Source organism: Celeribacter ethanolicus (assembly GCF_002407265.1).
In the GTDB taxonomy this organism is placed as follows: Bacteria; Pseudomonadota; Alphaproteobacteria; order Rhodobacterales; family Rhodobacteraceae; genus Celeribacter; species Celeribacter ethanolicus.
Genome location: NZ_CP022196.1, coordinates 2,879,399 through 2,894,082, shown reverse-complemented (window position 1 = coordinate 2,894,082; position 14,684 = coordinate 2,879,399). Strand labels below are relative to the sequence as shown.

Below are 14,684 nucleotides of genomic sequence, written 5' to 3'. Positions count from 1 at the left end.
CTCAGGCCTGCATGAGGCTTGCGGTCGCAAGCTCCACGATCTCGCCTGTAATCTCTTCCTGCCGAAGCCGCCGCGCGGTCTTGACCATCTCGTCCAGCGTCTCCTCGGTGTTTTCCTGCGCCGCGATCATCGCCCGCATCCGGGCCTCGTTCTCCGCCGCGAAGGAGAGCATCACCGCCTCGCTTAACTCGGAAAAAATGTATTCTTCCACAAGGCTTTGCAAGAGTTTCCCCGGCGGCAGGGTGATCTCCGGTGCCACCCGTGTCTTGGGTTCTGGAAAGCGCCCGTAATCGAAGGGCACCAGGGTTTTGATCGCAATCTTCATCTCTTCCGTGCCCCCGGGACAGGCATGGATCAGACTGACGCGCGTGAGCCCCTGTTCGGCAAAGATCGCCTCCGTGATCTTCGTGGCCAGCGTCGCGGTCTGGGCCGCATGCAGGATCATCGGCGCGGACCAAGCGACGCTCAGCCCCCGGTCCTCCGCCACCGACAGGCCACGATCCCCGATCAGGAACAACTCCGCCTCCTCCGAAAGCGCCCCTTTCGCCACGTCGAACACCCGCTCGGAATAGGTCCCGGCAAACCCCTGCTCGGCAGCGAACACCAGAACCGCGTTACGGCCCGTCCTGCCCGCACTGCCCCCGGCATCGGGCGGCGGCAGAAGCGTCAACGCCTGTCCGATCGCCGCGCCGATGGTGGCGGCATAGGTTCGGATGCTGTCAAGATGCTGATGCGCGTCCTGCACCCGCGAGGCCGCAATCCCGCGCATCGCCGTGATCACCGACGTCAGCTTGTGAACCGTCTCGATCCGCGCGGAAATCTCGGCGAAGCGTTCACTCATGACGGGACCTCGAGTGTCTGCACCAACGCCTTGACCGCCGCCACCAGAGGGCCACGCACCTCCTCGTCGAGCTTGCCACTTTGCATCACCGCCGTGACCTGTTCCGGCGCTGTCCGGTCGAGCCAACCGGGAAGCTGCGACTTGAGCACCGGGATTGCCTCCGGTGCAATCTCGTCCAAGGCGCCATCAGCCAAAGCGGCCAGCAAAGCCACCTGATCGACCAACCGCAAGCCGCTGTAGCGCGGTTGGGTGAGAAGGCCGCGGATACTTTCCCCGCGCGCGATCTGTGCCTTGACCCGCGCATTGGAAATCCCGCCGAACCGGGTGAACATTTCGAGTTCCAGAAACTGCGCATAATCGAGCCGAACCCGGCCCGATACCGCCCGAAGTGCAGGTTTCTGCGCCTTGCCGCCGACCCGGCTGACCGACAACCCGACATCGACGGCGGGACGTTGGTTGGCGGAGAACAGATGGGTGTTCAGAACGATCTGACCGTCGGTGATCGAGATCAGGTTGGTCGGAATATAGGCCGACAAGTTGCCCGCATCGGTCTGGGCGATGGGAAGCGCCGTGATCGACCCGCCGCCAAGCTCGGGCGACAGTTTCGCCGCCCGTTCCAGAAGCCGGGCGTGGAGGTAGAAGATGTCCCCGGGATAGGCTTCCCGCCCCGGCGGTTCGCGGGTGAGCAAAGCCAGTTCGCGGTGTGTCGCGGCATGCAGCGTCAGATCGTCGATCACGATCAAAACGTCCTCCCCCTTGTCGCGGAAATATTCCGCCATGGTCATGCCCGCAAACGGCGCCATCCATTGCAGACCCGCCGGGGCAGAGGACGTGCCGACCATGAAGATACACCGCTCCGGCGCGCCATGTTCGCGCACTGCGGAGACGACCCGCTCGACCGCCGTGGCGCGCTGACCGACGGCGACGTAGATGCAGATTACATCGGTGTTCTTCTGGTTCACGATAGCATCAACGGCGAGCGCGGTCTTGCCCGTCGCGTGATCGCCGACGATCAGCTCACGTTGACCCCGGCCCAGCGCAAACAGGCTGTCGACCACCAGAACGCCGGTTTCCAGCGGCTCGGAGACCAGATCGCGCTCGATGATCTCCGGCGCAGGGCGTTCGACCGGCAGGGTTTCCGTGGTCTGCGGCGCGGGGCGACCGTCCATCGGGCGCCCAAGCGGGTCGATGACGCGCCCCAAAAGTGCCTCTCCCACCGGCACACGCAGCACATCGCCGGTGTCGGACACCCGCTCACCCACCGCCACCGAGGCGGTATCGTCGAGCAGGACAGCCGCGATTTCGTCACGATCGAGACTATGCGCAAAGGCATAGCCGCCGTTCTCGAACCGCAAGAGAGCGCCCAACGCGACATCCGGCAAGCCGGTGACCTGCGCAATGCCGTCGGCGACACGAGCGACCCAGCCGACCGGCTCGGCCTCCGGCGCCAGAGCGGTCTGCGCCAGTCTCACACGTTTCTCGTCGAGCCAGTTCTCCGGGGTCTCAGTCATGCTTGCGCACCTCCGCCGTGATACGATCCAGATCGGCGCGGAAATGGTTGCGCACGATGGCCGTGGCCGTGTCGAGCTCGAGACCGGCAATCAGTTCGGGAGCCTCCGTCACTTCGATCTCGACCGCGCGCCCAAGGGTCGTGTCAAGCCCATCGCGCAGTTGAGCGATCTCTGCCTCCGTCGGCATCTGCGCCGCCCGAAGCGGCACCGGACCGTGCAACCCGATCCCTGCCCGCGTGCTCTCCGGCAATTGCGCCACGGCCTCCACAAGCCCGTCGATGAACCCCGCCACGCGCGCCTCTTTCGGCAGACGCGCCAAAAGCCGGTCGGCAATGTCACCGGCCAGCACCCCGGCCTGTTCCGACAGCGCCTCTTGCTGTGCCCTGCCTTGGCGCGCCAGCTCGTCTTTCGCCTGCCAGCGCGCCTTGTCCAGTTCGGCCTGGACCTCTGCCATGAGGCGCTGTTTCTCGGCCTCGGCGTCCTTGCGCACCTCGGCGATTTTCTCCGCACGCTCCCTCAGAACCGCCTGCCTGGCGGCCTCCGCTTCGGCACGGGCGGCTTCTGCGGCGTGTTTCGCCGTCTCGGCCTCATCCAGCGCCGCATGCGCGGCAGCCTGACGCTCCGCGATGATCTTCGCCACGGGACGGAACAGGAACCGCGCCAGAATCCACAAAAGGATCAGGACGTTGACGGTCTGAAGACCTAAGGTCCACCAGTCGATGGTCATAAAATGCCCCTCAGACGAAGGGGTTGGCGAACAGCACCAGAAGCGCGATCACCAGCGCGTAGATGGCCATGGTCTCGATCATCGCGAGACCGACGAACAGTGTCCGGCTGAGCGTCCCTGCGGCTTCGGGCTGACGGGCGATGGCGTCCATCGCGGCGGCCACCGCGCGGCCTTCGCCCAAAGCGGGACCGATGGAGCCGAGACCGACGGCAATGGCCGCGGCCAGAACCGAGGCGACTTCGATGAGATTTTCGGTCATTGGGGTATGTCCTCCTGAGGTTTGGGGGATGGAGTCTCGGCGACGGCCGCGCCGATGAAGACCGTGGCGAGAATGGCGAAGATATAGGCCTGCACCGTGCCAGTGAGCAGATCGAGCGCCATGAGCGGGATCGGCACAAACAGACCGGCAAGAGAAAGCACGATGCTGATCACGAAGACCCCACTCATGACATTGCCGAAAAGGCGGACGATGAGGGAAAAGGTGCGGGTGATCTGTTCGACGATGTTGAGCGGGATCATCACCCAGGTGGGCTCTGCGAAGGTGGCGAGATAGCCCCTGACCCCGCGCGACCCGATGCCGAACCTGAGAATGGCGACGAAAACGATGAGCGCCAGTGCGGCGTCGGTTTCGATATGCGCCGTGGGCGGCTCGATCCCCGGAATGAGCGAGGACCAGTTGGCCACAAGAATGAACAGGAATATCGTCCCGATCAACGTGCGATAGGGTTTCGGATCGCCATTCATCACATCGCGCACCTGCCCCTCGATGGTGGTGACGAAAAGCTCCAGAACGGTCTGGGTTTTCGTGGGGACGATCCTGAGATGCCGCGTGGCGACATAGGAAAACACCCCAAGCGCCAGCATGATCGCCCATGTGACCACGACCGGCTGGGTGATGGGCACCGGGCCGATGTGGAAAAGCGGCTCAATGGAAAGCGGGTTGTCCATCATCCCTCCTTCCGGCTGCGGCGCAGGATGACGATGCGGGCAAGGAGCAGCCCCCCCGCCCCGGCCAGCAAGGGCAGCGCGCCTTTCAGCGCAAGGAACACGAGCAGAGCGGCAACCAGAACGAGGCGCCCAAGTTGCAGAATGATCGCGCGCGCCGTGGAGGTGCCCGACAGATACATCGCCGTCACGCGTCTGAGCGAGGCGAAATGCAGAAGACCAACGGCAAAGCCGAGAAGCAGGCCGAGAAGTATATAGGTTTGCTCGGTCATTGGCTGTGCATCCATTTCCATGCGCTGTAAAACCCGATGCCTGCACCGATAAAGATCGCGGGCGCGGTAAAGAAAATCCCCGTCTCGAAATGCCGATCCGCAAGGCGTCCCAAAACGATACCGATCAGGATCGGCGTCACGATGGCCCAGCCGAGAATGCCGATCTGCCCCAAACGGGCGCCGAGCGAGGGTTCCGGCACGGCGCGGCCCATTTTCTCGCGTGCGACGGCGCGGCGGGCGGCCTGTTCGACATCGTCATGCGGGGGGCGAGGGACGGTCATGTCTCGCCCTCTGTCGGTGTCACGGAAGGCGGATGGTCGAGCACGCCGGGCCGGTCAGGGCGCAGGAAGCGCATCATCTGGCGCACGGCATTGGCATGAAGCCGCATCTGTTCGACACGGGCCTGACGATCCGCCTCCGTCTCTCCTTGCTTGAAATGCCGAACCTCCTGCTCGAGCACCTCCAGCGCCTCTCCTGGGATCGCCTTGCGGCAGGCAATATCGACCCGGTCTCCACCGGAAACGGTCAAAAGACCGGGGCCGACGGCACAGAACCCCGCCTGTCCTTCGGCGGTTTTCCAGCGCAGCACGGAGGCGGTCAGAACGGTCAGGACATCGCTGTGACCGGGCAGAATGCCGAAACTGCCACTTGCGTCCTCGGCCCGCAGAGAACGCACCGGCAGATGATCGACCAGCACCTCCATCGGGGTCGTGATCGTCAGTTCGAGCGTCATGCGGCACTCTGCCCCTTGCGGGCAGCCTCCTCTTTTTCGCGCGCCTCTTCGATGGTGCCGATCATGTAAAGCGACGCCTCGTCCCACTCGTCCGCCTCGCCGTCGAGAATGGCACGACATCCGGCGATGGTGTCCTTGAGATCGACGGAACGCCCCTTCATGCCGGTGAAGGCCTCGGTGACGGAAAACGGCTGGGTCAGGAAACGTTGCAACCGTCTGGCACGCTCGACGATGCGGCGATCTTCGCGGCCCAGCTCCTCCATGCCCAAAAGCGAGATCACATCCTGCAATTCGCGGTAATGTTCGATGGCGCGACGCACTTCCGTGGCCACAGCAACATGGTCCTCGCCCAACAAAAGCGGATCGAGCAACACCGACGAAGACGCAATCGGATCGACCGCCGGGTACATGCCATCGGCGGCCATCGCGCGCGACAACACCACCATGGAATCCACATGCCCCGCGATGGTCGTCACCGCTGGGTCGGTGAAATCGTCGGCGGGCACATAGACGGCCTCGACAGCGGTCACGGCGGCACTCCCCACGGAGGCGATCCGCTCCTGCAACTGCGCCACTTCGGTCGCGAGCGTCGGTTGATAGCCCACACGCGACGGCAGACGCCCCAAAAGCCCCGAGACCTCGGAACCCGCCTGGACAAAGCGGAACACATTGTCCATCAACAGGAGCACATTCTTTTGCTCCTCATCCCGGAAATGCTCGGCAATGGTCAGCGCCGTCAAAGGCACCCGCCAGCGTGCGCCGGGCGGTTCGTTCATCTGTCCATAGACGAGGACAGTCCGATCCAGAACTCCGGTCTGGGTCATTTCCAGCAACATCTCATGGCCTTCGCGCGACCGCTCGCCAATGCCGGAGAACACCGAAATCCCGTTGTAGCCCGCAACCATGGCGCGGATCAGTTCCATGACCAAAACGGTCTTGCCGACGCCCGCCCCCCCGAACATCGCAGCCTTGCCGCCCTGCGCCAGAGGGGTCAGAAGGTCGATAACCTTGATGCCCGTCCGGAAAATCTCCGCCGCACCGGCCTCGGCGCGAAACGGCGGAGGATTTCTGTGAATGGGTTTGCGAGGCGCATTGTCGGGCAGCGGCTCTTTCTTGTCCCCGGCCTTGCCCGTGACATCGAGCAGACGCCCAAGCACGGCCTCCCCCACAGGCACCTCGATCGGCCCTCCGAGCGCCAGAGCGTCCGCCCCCCGCCGCAAGCCGTTGGTCGATTGCAGCGCGATACAGCGCACGGTTTCATCGTCGAGCTGCGATTGAACTTCGAGGATCAAGGCCGGATCGTCGATACGCAGGGCGTCGTTGAGGGCAGGCAGCGCCGCCTTCGGAAAAGCGACATCCACAACCGCCCCGCGGACAGCCACCACAGTCCCTGTCACAGTCTGGCCTGTTTCGCCCAGTTCACCGGTCATCGCGCGACCTCCAAAGCCCGAGTCTTTGGTAACTATATGGGGAGGTTTCAGAATTTCACACTGTTTCCTCCGCGTCCGACCTGCGCAAAAATGGAGCAACTGAGGTAAAATACTCGTGAATTGACGCACGTCATACCTCGAAAACCGGAACTCTGCTATGGTCCCACCCGAAAAGACGGGAGGAAGATCATGACCTATTCTGATGTGAAATCGACCAGCGACACGCTCATATGGCTTGAACATCTCAAACGCGGCGATGTCGCCAAGGTTGGGGGCAAAAACTCATCTTTGGGCGAAATGCTGCACTCCCTGAGCGCGGCGGACATTCGTGTGCCACCGGGGTTTGCCACCACCGCAGAGGCCTATCGCATGTTCCTCGGGGCCAATAATTTCGGTGACAAGCTTGAGCAAGAGCTTGGCAAACTGGCCGATGGGCGGTCGACCCTGGCCGAAGCCGGGAGTGCGATCCGGGCGATCATCCGCTCCGGGTCTTGGCCGAAACAGATCGAGACTGACATTCGCGAGGCCTATCGTGAGTTGGGGCGTCGTGTCGGGCGCGAGAACCCGTCGGTCGCGGTGCGGTCCTCTGCGACCGCCGAGGACCTGCCGGACGCGAGTTTCGCCGGGCAACAGGAAACTTTCCTGAACGTTGTCGGTGAAGAGGCGCTTCTGTCGGCCTGTCGACGGTGTTACGCTTCGCTGTTCACTGACCGCGCGATCACCTATCGCGAACTCAAGGGGTTCGACCATCTCGATGTCGCGCTCTCCGTCGGCGTGCAACTCATGGTGCGCTCTGACATCGGCGGCTCGGGCGTGATGTTCTCGCTCGACACCGAAAGCGGCTTCGACAAGGTCGCGCTCATCACCGCCGCTTGGGGGCTTGGCGAAAATGTGGTGCAAGGGGCCGTGAGCCCGGACGAATATCAGGTCTACAAACCCTTCCTCGACAAGAAAGGCACCACGCCGATCATCCACAAGGCGCTCGGAGCGAAAGAGATCAAGATGATCTATGGCACAGGAAAGGACAGCGGCAAGAATGCCGCCACGCGCAATGTGCCGACCTCGCTTGCGGAGCGGGAAAGCTTTGTGCTGAACGACGCTGAAATCCTCGAACTCGCGCGCATGGCGACGACCATCGAGGCACATTACGGCTGCCCGATGGACATGGAATGGGCGCGTGACGGCGAGGACGGCACACTCTACATTGTGCAGGCGCGTCCCGAAACCGTACAGTCGCATGCCAAGGCCGGGGCGATGAAATCCTACAAGGTCGGCGATCATGGCAAGGTACTCGCCAAAGGTCTCAGCGTCGGGGAGGCGGTTGCCACCGGCGAGGTCTGCATCATCAAGAGCGCCGAACATATCGACCGCTTCGTCGACGGATCGGTGCTTGTGACCTCCACCACAGACCCCGACTGGGTGCCGATCATGAAACGCGCCTCTGCCATCGTGACGGACCACGGCGGGCGGACGTCGCACGCCGCAATCATCAGCCGCGAACTGGGGGTTCCGGCCATTGTCGGCACGGGCGATGCGACCCGTGTGCTGCACAACGGTCAAAGCATCACCGTTTCCTGCGCCGAGGGCGAGGACGGGGTGATTTACGAGGGCAAAGCCGAGGTCTCCGTCAGTGAGATTCATCTCGACGACGTGCCCGAAACGAAAACCCGCGTCATGCTCAACCTCGCCAACCCGGCCGCCGCAATGCGGTGGTGGCGGCTGCCTGCGGAGGGCGTGGGTCTCGCACGGATGGAATTCGTCATCAACAACGAGGTGAAGGTCCACCCGCTCGCGCTCACCCGCTACGACCAGCTCCCGACCAAAGAGGTCAAGGCGCAGATCGACGCGCTGACCTGCGGCTATGCCGACCGGACGGAGTATTTCGTCGATAAGCTCGCCATGGGCCTCTCGCGGATCGCCGCCGTCTATTACCCGACGCCGACCATCATCCGCATGAGTGACTTCAAAACCAACGAATATGCCGACCTTCTGGGCGGCGCGACGTTCGAGCCCAGGGAACACAACCCGATGATCGGGTTCCGGGGCGCATCGCGGTATTATTCGGACGCCTACAAGGACGGTTTCGCGCTTGAATGCAAAGCGATCAAAAAACTTCGCGAAGACATGGGGTTCGATAATGTGATCGTGATGATCCCGTTCTGCCGCACCCTCGACGAGGCCGACAAGGTGCTTGCCGTGATGGAGGAAAACGGGCTGAAACGCGGCGAAAACGGGCTTCAGGTCTATGTGATGTGCGAGATCCCCTCGAACGTCATCAGCGCCGATGCCTTTGCCGACCGGTTCGACGGCTTCTCCATCGGATCGAACGACCTGACGCAGCTCACCCTCGGCATCGACCGCGATTCGGAGGCGCTCGCAGATCAGTTCGACGAACGCGATCCTGCGGTGCTCTGGATGATCCGCACGGTGATCGAGAAAGCCCATGCCAAGGGGCGCAAGGTCGGTCTCTGCGGTCAGGCGCCGAGCAACGATCCGGGCTTTGCGCGGCTTTTGGTCGAGGCGGGGATCGACACGATTTCCGTCACACCGGACAGCTTCCTGTCGGTGAAAGCCAATGTGAAAGCGGCGGAAGACACCGGGAGTTGAAACCGGCTTTGACCACGACAAAGGGCACCGAAACCGGTGCCCTTTTCATGTGCAATGAAGGCCGGATCGGGCTGGTGCTGCACGCCCCCCCCCAAAGAAACACCAGACGGGCGGTGCATGACATCGCCCGTCAGCGTCCCGTCAATGCGCGACCATCACATGACGCACGACCGAATAGTCTTCGAGCGCGTAAGACGACATATCCTTGCCATAGCCCGATTGCTTCATGCCCCCGTGCGGCATTTCGTTGGCGAGCATGAAATGGGTATTCACCCAGGTGCAACCGTACTGAAGCTTGGCCGCGACCTGCATGCCCTTGGAGACATCCTTGGTCCAGACCGAGGAGGCGAGGCCGTAATCGCTGTCATTCGCCCATTTGATCGCCTCTTCCGGCTCGTCAAACCGGGTGACGGACACCACTGGACCAAACACCTCGCGCCGCACAATCTCGTCGGTTTGGAGCGCACCAGCGACCACGGTCGGTTTGTAGTAATAGCCCGGACCCTCGGGAATCTCGCCGCCGGTGGTGATCTCGATATGATTGGCCTCGCGCGCCCGCGCCACGAAACTCGCCACCCGGTCGCGTTGCCGCAAGGAAATCAGCGGGCCGATCTCGTTGAGGCTGTCGTCCTCGTTGCCAAAGGGAATGTCGGCGACCGTGTCGGTCAGATCGGCGACGAATTTGTCGTAAACCTCGCCTTGAACATAAATGCGGCAGGCGGCAGTACAGTCCTGACCCGCATTGTAGAAGCTGAACGCACGAAGCCCCGCCACCGTAGCCTCAAGATCGGCATCGTTGAACACGATGACCGGCGCTTTGCCGCCCAGTTCGAGATGGGTGCGTTTGATCGTCTTGTTCGCGGCTTCCAAAATCTTGCGCCCTGTCGCGATGTCGCCAGTGAGCGAAATCATGGCCACTTTCGGGTGGTTGATCAGAGCGGAACCGACCGTCTCACCACGTCCGAGAATGATATTCACCACACCTTCCGGCAGGACCTCGGCAAAGATTTTCGCCATGGCAAGGGCTGTCAACGGGGTCTGCTCGGAGGGTTTGAACACCACCGTGTTGCCCGCCCCGATGGCGGGCGCGATTTTCCATGCCATCATCATCAGCGGATAGTTCCACGGCGCGATGGAGGCGACGATCCCGATGGGGTCGCGGCGGATCATCGAGGTATGGCCCGCAAGATATTCGCCAGCCACAGGCCCGGTCATGCAGCGCACAGCACCTGCGAAAAACCGGAAACAGTCGATGATCGCGGGCAACTCGTCGCCCAGCGCCATAGGACCGGGTTTGCCGCAGTTGAGCGCTTCGAGGGCAGCGAGGTTTTCGGCCTCCGCCTCGATCTTGTCGGCGATCTTCAACAGATAGCCGGAGCGCTCGGCAGGCGTGGTGCGGGACCAGCCTTCAAAGGCCTTCTCGGCCGCCGAAACCGCCTCTTCGACCTGAGGCAGAGAGGCCTCGGGCAGGGTTGTGATGATCTCGCCCGTACGCGGATTGAGGATGTTTTCCTCGGTCTCGGTGCCTGAAACGAGTTTCGCGCCGATCAGCATTTGCGTGCTCATGAGGGTCGTCATGGGGGTGTCTCCCTGTTCTTATTTCTCGGAACCGGCGGTGTGTTCGCCGTCTTTGGTCAGATAATAGGCCGCAAGGATCGGAAGGACCGTCACGATCACGACCGCCATGGCGACCACATTGGTCACGGGGCGTTGGCGCGGGCGGACGAGCTCTTCGAGCATCCAGATCGGCAAGGTGGTCTGGTTGCCGGCGGTGAATGTGGTGACGATGACCTCATCGAAACTGAGGGCAAAGGCCAGCATCCCCCCCGCCAGCAAAGCGGTTGCGATATTGGGCAGGATCACGAGGCGGAAGGTCTGCAAGCCATCCGCCCCCAAATCCATAGAGGCGTCGATCAGCGCGCCGGAGGTCCGCCGGAACCGGGCCACCGCGTTGTTGTAGACGATCACGATACAAAAGGTCGCGTGCCCCAAAACGATGGTCCAAGTGCTGAACGGAATGTCCAGAAGCGAAAACGCGGACCGCAGCGAAATCCCGGTGATGATCCCCGGCAAAGCGATGGGGAGGATCACCAGAAGCGAAATGGTTTCGCGTCCGAAGAATTTGGACCGGGCCACAGCGGCAGCAGTCAGCGTGCCGAGGAGAAGCGCCAGAACGGTCGAGATCGCGGCAACTTTGACGGAAAGTCCCATGGCCTGCCACACATCCGCGCGCCCCAAGGTGACGCCGATCCATTTGGTGGTGAAACCGGGCGGCGGCCATTGAAAGCTCTTTTCCTCGGTCGAAAACGCATAGAGGAAGATGAGCGCGATGGGAGCGAGGAGAAAGAACAAGCCTCCGAAGGCGGCAATTTTCAGGCCCAGAGGTGAACGGGTGTCAGAGTGCATCGAAAGCCCCCATTTTGCGCGCGCCCCAGAGATAAATCCCCATGATCACGATCGGCACCACGGTGAAAGCGGCGGCGAGCGGGATGTTCCCGGCGGTGCCCTGTTGGGTATAGACCGCCTGCCCGATGAAGAGGCGCGAGTTGCCGACGATCTGCGGCACGATGTAATCGCCGAGCGTCAGGGAAAAGGTGAAGATCGAGCCTGCCACAACGCCGGGAAGAGCCAGCGGAAACAGCACCATACGAAAGCTTTGCTTGGGCGTCGCACCCAGATCGGCGGCGGCTTCGGTCAGGTCTTTGGACACACGTTCCAGAGAGGCCTGCACCGGGATGATCATATAGGGCAGCCAGATGTAGAGAAACACGAGGAAGGTGCCGATATAGCTCACGGACAGGGAATTGCCGCCAATCACCGGGATCGACAGGACCCCGTCCAAAAGCCAGGTCAGATGCAGCTTGGCAAAGACCCAGTTCAGAATGCCCTCCTTCGCGAGCACAAGTTTCCAAGCGTAGACCTTCACGAGATAGCTTGACCACAGGGGCAGCATCACGCCGATATAGAACAGCGCCTTCCATTTCCCCTTGGCGTAACGCGCCGCGAAATAGGCGATGGGAAAGGCGACAATCGCGGCGGCTACAGTAACGGCCGCGGCCATGCCAACCGTGCGCAGGATGATGTCGAGGTTATAGGGCCGCAAAAGCTCGCCATAGGTCTTGAGCGTGACCTCATGCACGATGATGCCGGAGAACTCGTCGATGGAGAAGAAACTCTGGATCAGAAGCGCGATCAGAGCCCCGATATAGACGATGCCCAACCAAAGCGTGATCGGCAGCACCATGAGAAAGGTGAACATCTGCGGATGGCGGATGATCCAGTCGACCGTGCGTGCCAGCGGGCCGGAACGCGGGGCAAAAATGGCCGCATTTGAGGAGAGATCGCTCATGCGCCCTGCCCCATCACATGCACGCGGGCCGGGTCCCAGGAGATCTTTGTCGTCTCACCGATCTCGGGCGCATTCTCGCGCGCCGGGATCAGCGCGGTGAGGCTCTGGCCCGCCAGATCCAGCGAGAGCTTCGTGACACGCCCGTGGAAATAACGCCCCGTCACCGTGGCTTCACGCCCGGAGGCATCAAGCACAACATCTTCAGGACGCAGAGAGGCCCATTGCCCCGACGCGCCCGCCCCCACCAGATCGGCGGGAAGCACATTCGACGAGCCGACGAAATCCGCCACGAAGCGGGTGTTGGGACGGCGATAGATGTCCTCGGAGGTGCCGACCTGCTGGATTTTACCCTCGGCAAACACCGCGACACGATCGGCCATCGACAGGGCCTCGTCCTGATCGTGGGTGACGAACACGAAGGTCAACCCCAAAGCGCGCTGCAATTTCCGCAGCTCTTCCTGCATCTGTTCGCGCAGCTTGAGATCGAGCGCGCCCAGAGGTTCGTCGAGCAAAACGACGCGCGGTTTGTTGACCAGCGCACGGGCCAGAGCCACGCGTTGACGCTGCCCGCCCGAAAGCTCGCCTGCACGACGATTGCCATAGCCGCCCAGCTCGACAAGCTCCAAAGCCTCTTCCGCGGCACGGTGACGTTCGGCGCGGCCGACGCCCTTGACCCGAAGCCCGAAGGCCACGTTGTCGCGCACATTCATATGCGGGAAGAGCGCGTAGTTCTGGAACACAGTGTTCACATTGCGCAGGTAAGGCGGCACACCCTCGGCGCGTTCGCCGAAAATCTCGATATGGCCCGCGGTCGGCTGTTCGAAGCCAGCGATCAGGCGCAGGCAGGTGGTCTTGCCGGAGCCCGACGGCCCGAGCATGGCAAAAAACTCGCCATCGCGGATCGAGAGATCCACCTCATCCACGGCTTTCACAATTCCGAAATGGCGCGACACGCCCCGGAAGGTTACTGCATCAGTCATCTTTGGTCTTTCAGGGAGGGCGCCCGGACCGCTCCTGGGTCCGGGCGGTTTTAAGATCAGCGGCCGCCGATCACACCGATGTAGTCGGAGACCCAGCGGTAATAAGGCACACAGCTCCCCTGGCTTTCACAGCTCGACACAGGAGTTTGCCAGAAGCGGATCTTGTCGAAATCGTCGAGGCCGTTCGCGGAACAGCCCTCGGCGGTCTGCATGCCCGAACCGTCGGCACAGGCCTCCGGCACGGACGGTACGGCGCCGAACCAGACGGAAAGGTCGGATTGCAGGTTGGAGTTCAGGGAGTGCTCCATGAACATATAGGCACAGTTCGGATGCGCCGCGTCGCTATGCAGCATGAGCGTATCGGCCCAGCCCGTCGCCCCCTCTTCGGGAATGACGGAGGCGACCGGCACACCGTCAGCCTTCAACAGGTTGACCATGAAGGGCCAGGACGACGAGGCAACCATACCTTCGTTCTTGAAGTCGTCGATCTGGATGAAAGCATCATGCCAGTAGCGCGACACCAGTGTGCGCTGAGTCCGCAGAAGATCGAGTGCTGCAGCGTATTGATCTTCATTGAGTTCATAGGGGCTGGTGATGCCCAGCTCCGGCTGATGCGCCATCAGGTACATCGCGGCGTCGGCCACATAGATCGGCCCGTCATAGGCCTGCACCCGGCCCTTGTTGCTTTCGCCATCGGCAAGCGTCATCTCTTCGAAAACGACATTCCAGCTGGTCGGCGCTTCGGGGAAGGCTTCGGTGTTGTACATCAACACATTCGGCCCCCACATGAAGGGTGTGCCGTAATGCGTGCCTTTGACGGTGTGCCAGGGCGCATCTTTCAGGCGGTCATCGACCCGCGCCCAGCTCGGGATCAGATCAGTGTTGATCGGCTGAACCCGCCCGCCCGCGATGAGGCGCAGCGAAGCATCACCCGAGGCGGTCACAAGGTCGAACCCGCCTTCGTTCATCAGCGCCACCATCTCGTCGGAGGTATTGGCGGTCTTGATCTCGACCTTGCAGCTGGTGGCCTCTTCGAATTTGGTCACCCAGTCGAAGGCCGGATCGGTTTCGCCGCGCTCGATATAGCCCGGCCAGGCGACGATGGAGACGGTGCCTTCGCCCGTTCCAAGCTCGGTCAGCATATCGGCGGCGTGGAGCGGAACGGCAGTGGCCGCGGTGAGCGCGAGGCCCGACACGCAGGCCTTGAAAATCTGTGTCATCATGGCTTTCCCTGTTGCGATGGGAGGTTGCTCTCCCTTGCGCACAAGCCTGTGAAACTCTTATCGGTT

At 62.2% G+C, this 14,684-nt stretch carries 15 protein-coding genes; 1 reads left to right on the top strand and 14 read right to left on the bottom strand.

Annotation, left to right across the window (positions count from 1 at the left end):
* Window position 1: 1 nt before the first annotated feature.
* The 9 genes from CEW89_RS14190 to atpD are packed head-to-tail and all read right to left on the bottom strand — an operon-like array spanning window position 2 to window position 6,459.
* Window positions 2-841 carry a F0F1 ATP synthase subunit gamma gene (locus CEW89_RS14190; RefSeq protein WP_096806331.1) on the bottom strand — a complete coding sequence of 280 codons (840 nt, stop codon included), beginning with the start codon at window positions 839-841 and terminating at the stop codon, window positions 2-4.
* Window positions 838-2,352 (bottom strand): F0F1 ATP synthase subunit alpha, encoded by a 1,515-nt coding sequence (locus CEW89_RS14185; protein ID WP_096806330.1) that lies wholly within the window; start codon window positions 2,350-2,352, stop codon window positions 838-840. Before CEW89_RS14185 ends, CEW89_RS14190 begins: the two co-directional genes overlap by 4 nt.
* Complete coding sequence (locus CEW89_RS14180) at window positions 2,345-3,079, bottom strand: F0F1 ATP synthase subunit B (protein ID WP_096806329.1); 735 nt, start codon at window positions 3,077-3,079, stop codon at window positions 2,345-2,347. Before CEW89_RS14180 ends, CEW89_RS14185 begins: the two co-directional genes overlap by 8 nt.
* A gap of 10 nt (window positions 3,080-3,089) precedes the next feature.
* Window positions 3,090-3,338, bottom strand: coding sequence for a F0F1 ATP synthase subunit C (locus CEW89_RS14175; RefSeq protein WP_066707659.1), 249 nt, complete (start codon window positions 3,336-3,338; stop codon window positions 3,090-3,092).
* Window positions 3,335-4,030: a F0F1 ATP synthase subunit A gene (locus CEW89_RS14170; RefSeq protein WP_198403428.1), complete on the bottom strand. Its 696-nt coding sequence runs from the start codon at window positions 4,028-4,030 to the stop codon at window positions 3,335-3,337. Before CEW89_RS14170 ends, CEW89_RS14175 begins: the two co-directional genes overlap by 4 nt.
* The gene (locus CEW89_RS14165) at window positions 4,027-4,296 is read right to left on the bottom strand and encodes an N-ATPase subunit AtpR (RefSeq protein WP_066707657.1); all 270 of its coding nucleotides are present in this window, start codon (window positions 4,294-4,296) and stop codon (window positions 4,027-4,029) included. Before CEW89_RS14165 ends, CEW89_RS14170 begins: the two co-directional genes overlap by 4 nt.
* A complete protein-coding gene (locus tag CEW89_RS14160) occupies window positions 4,293-4,577 on the bottom strand; it encodes an AtpZ/AtpI family protein (RefSeq protein ID WP_096806327.1) in 285 nt (94 codons plus the stop codon). Before CEW89_RS14160 ends, CEW89_RS14165 begins: the two co-directional genes overlap by 4 nt.
* The gene (locus tag CEW89_RS14155) at window positions 4,574-5,029 is read right to left on the bottom strand and encodes a F0F1 ATP synthase subunit epsilon (RefSeq protein ID WP_096806326.1); all 456 of its coding nucleotides are present in this window, start codon (window positions 5,027-5,029) and stop codon (window positions 4,574-4,576) included. The genes CEW89_RS14160 and CEW89_RS14155 overlap by 4 nt, the downstream gene beginning before the upstream one ends.
* Window positions 5,026-6,459: a F0F1 ATP synthase subunit beta gene (atpD, locus tag CEW89_RS14150; RefSeq protein WP_096806325.1), complete on the bottom strand. Its 1,434-nt coding sequence runs from the start codon at window positions 6,457-6,459 to the stop codon at window positions 5,026-5,028. Before atpD ends, CEW89_RS14155 begins: the two co-directional genes overlap by 4 nt.
* A 189-nt stretch (window positions 6,460-6,648) precedes the next feature.
* Between atpD and ppsA the strand changes: the two genes are divergently transcribed.
* Window positions 6,649-9,066, top strand: a complete 2,418-nt coding sequence (gene ppsA / locus CEW89_RS14145) for a phosphoenolpyruvate synthase (protein ID WP_096806324.1) — start codon at window positions 6,649-6,651, stop codon at window positions 9,064-9,066.
* A 141-nt stretch (window positions 9,067-9,207) separates the two neighbouring features.
* Here the strand turns inward: ppsA and CEW89_RS14140 are convergent, their stop codons facing one another.
* The 5 genes from CEW89_RS14140 to CEW89_RS14120 are packed head-to-tail and all read right to left on the bottom strand — an operon-like array spanning window position 9,208 to window position 14,618.
* Complete coding sequence (locus CEW89_RS14140; protein WP_096807257.1) at window positions 9,208-10,632, bottom strand: gamma-aminobutyraldehyde dehydrogenase; 1,425 nt, start codon at window positions 10,630-10,632, stop codon at window positions 9,208-9,210.
* A 30-nt stretch (window positions 10,633-10,662) separates the two neighbouring features.
* Window positions 10,663-11,472: an ABC transporter permease gene (locus CEW89_RS14135; RefSeq protein WP_066707647.1), complete on the bottom strand. Its 810-nt coding sequence runs from the start codon at window positions 11,470-11,472 to the stop codon at window positions 10,663-10,665.
* Window positions 11,462-12,415, bottom strand: a complete 954-nt coding sequence (locus CEW89_RS14130; RefSeq protein ID WP_096806323.1) for an ABC transporter permease — start codon at window positions 12,413-12,415, stop codon at window positions 11,462-11,464. The genes CEW89_RS14135 and CEW89_RS14130 overlap by 11 nt, the downstream gene beginning before the upstream one ends.
* Entirely contained in the window at window positions 12,412-13,395 is a 984-nt protein-coding gene (locus CEW89_RS14125; RefSeq protein WP_096806322.1) for an ABC transporter ATP-binding protein, read from the bottom strand. The genes CEW89_RS14130 and CEW89_RS14125 overlap by 4 nt, the downstream gene beginning before the upstream one ends.
* A gap of 56 nt (window positions 13,396-13,451) precedes the next feature.
* Window positions 13,452-14,618: an ABC transporter substrate-binding protein gene (locus CEW89_RS14120; RefSeq protein WP_244906073.1), complete on the bottom strand. Its 1,167-nt coding sequence runs from the start codon at window positions 14,616-14,618 to the stop codon at window positions 13,452-13,454.
* Window positions 14,619-14,684 lie beyond the last annotated feature (66 nt).